Genomic DNA, 2102 nt, shown 5'->3' with positions numbered 1-2102 from the left:
AGACCGCGGTCAGCCGCGGCATCCCGGCCCGCCAGGTGATCCAGCGGCATATCCTGCGCAACGCCGCCATCCCGATCACGACGATCACCGGGATCACGATCGCGTCGCTCATCGCGGTCGCCGCGGTCGTCGAGGTCGCGTTCAGCCTGAACGGGCTCGGCGCCTACCTGGTGCAGGCCGCGGAAACGAAGGACATCGCGGTCGTGCAGGGGATCTCGCTGCTGCTGGTCACCGCGTTCGTCGTGGTCAACTTGCTCGCAGATGTGATCTGCGCGGTGCTTGACCCACGGCTGGCGCTGGGAGGCAGGCCCCGGTGAGCACCGTCATGCTGGCCGAAGAGGCCTCCGCCTTCCGGCGGGGCCTGGCTCGGCTGCGCGCCACCGGCCCGGCCGGAATCGCCTCGGCGGCCGTCATCGCGGTCGCGGCGTTCACGGCCGTGTTCGGCCCGCTGCTCGCCCCGTATGACCCCGACCTGCCGAACCTGTCACTGTCCTGGGCCGGCCCGGCCGGCGGGCATCTGCTCGGGTCTGACGTCTACGGCCGCGACGTGCTGTCCCGGCTGCTGGCCGGCGCGCAATCCTCGATGCTCGGTCCGCTGGCGGTCGTCATGCTCAGCGTGACCACGGGTACGGTGCTCGCGGTCACCGCCGCCTGGCGCCGCGGCGTGAGCGACACCGCCATCTCCTCGGGCCTGAACATCCTGTTCGCGTTCCCCGGCATCCTGCTCGCCGTGCTCGCGGCGGCGGTCTTCGGGGCGGGCCTGCCCGCGGCGGCGATCGCGCTGTCCATCGCGTACCTGCCCTACGTCGCCCGGGTGCTGCGCGGCGCGGCACTGAGGGAGCGGAGTCAGCCCTATGTCGCGGCGCTGGAGGTGCAGGGGGCATCGGCCATCGCGATCTGCCTGCGGCACGTGGTCCCGAACATCGGGCCGCTGATCGTCGCCCAGGCCACGATCCTGTTCGGCTACGCCATGGTTGACCTGGCCGCCCTCTCCTACCTGGGCCTCGGAGTGCAGCCGCCCACCGCAAACTGGGGAGTCATGATCTCAGAAAACCAGGACGGTCTCCTGCTTGGCCACCCGCTGCCCGCCGGCGCCGCCGGCCTGTGCATCGTGACCGTGGTGATCGCGGTCAACCTGCTGGGCGAGCGGCTGTTCGAGCAGGCCCAGGCGGCCCGCGGATGAGCGACCCGGCCCTTGCGGGCACGCTGGCCTCCGCCGGGGCGGCAGCTGGCCCGCCGCTGCTGGAGGCGGTCGGCTTGACCGTGCTGCTGGAGGTGAACGGCGCCCGGCGCGCTGTCCTGCGGGATGTCTCGCTCGCGCTGCGTCCGGGCGAGGCAGTCGGCCTGGTCGGCGAGTCCGGATCGGGCAAGTCGATGACCGCCCGGGCCGTTGGCCGTCTGCTGCCGCCCGGCGCCGAGGTGCACGGCTCGATCCGGTTCGGCGGTACCGAAATCGGCCAGCTCGCCGGTGCGGATCTTCGCCGCTACCGCAGCCAGTTGGCGATGATCTTCCAGGACCCGCGAGCCCACATCAACCCGGTGCGGCGCATCGGGGACTTCATGACCGAGGCGCTGCGCACCAACCATGAGGTGCCGAAGGCGCAGGCGCGCCGCCGCGCGGTGGACATGCTCGCCCAGGTGGGCATCGAGGACGGGATCCGGCGACTCCAGCAGTACCCCCACCAGATGTCCGGCGGGATGCTGCAGCGGGTCATGATCGCCGCGGCTTTGCTCACCGAGCCCCGCCTGCTGCTGGCCGACGAGCCGACCACTGCGCTGGACGTCACCACCCAGGCCGAGGTCATGGCGATACTCGACGGCCTGCGGCGCCAGTCCGGGCTGGCCATGCTCTTCATCACCCACGACCTGGAGCTGGCCGCTGCTATCTGCGACCGCACGGCGGTGATGTACGCCGGGCAGATCGTCGAAGTCCGTGCCTCCTCGCTGCTGCACGGCGATCCCCTGCACCCCTACACCGCCGCGCTCGCCGCGGCCCGTCCGGACATCACGCAGACCACGCGCCGGCTGCGCGCCATCCCCGGCCGCCCGCTATCGGCGTTCGAGGCGCCCGCCGCGGAGTGTGCCTTCGCGCCCCGCTGCCC

General features: G+C 72.1%; 3 protein-coding genes. All 3 read left to right on the top strand.

Features of this window, described 5'->3' with window-relative positions; genetic code table 11:
- On the top strand, positions 1 to 317 hold a 317-nt coding region (locus tag WA805_RS09160; RefSeq protein ID WP_425242128.1), incomplete at its 5' end, for an ABC transporter permease subunit.
- The gene (locus WA805_RS09155) at positions 314 to 1183 is read left to right on the top strand and encodes an ABC transporter permease (protein WP_422273723.1); all 870 of its coding nucleotides are present in this window, start codon (positions 314 to 316) and stop codon (positions 1181 to 1183) included. The genes WA805_RS09160 and WA805_RS09155, both read left to right, overlap by 4 nt.
- Positions 1180 to 2102, top strand: a 923-nt coding sequence (locus WA805_RS09150) for an ABC transporter ATP-binding protein (protein WP_425242127.1), incomplete at its 3' end; no start/stop codon positions are given. The genes WA805_RS09155 and WA805_RS09150, both read left to right, overlap by 4 nt.

It is taken from the genome of Trebonia sp., assembly GCF_049794275.1.
Classification (GTDB): Bacteria; Actinomycetota; Actinomycetes; order Streptosporangiales; family Streptosporangiaceae; genus Trebonia.
The sequence above is the reverse complement of the archived record's forward strand: the minus strand, read 5'-3'. Positions and strand labels throughout refer to the sequence as shown.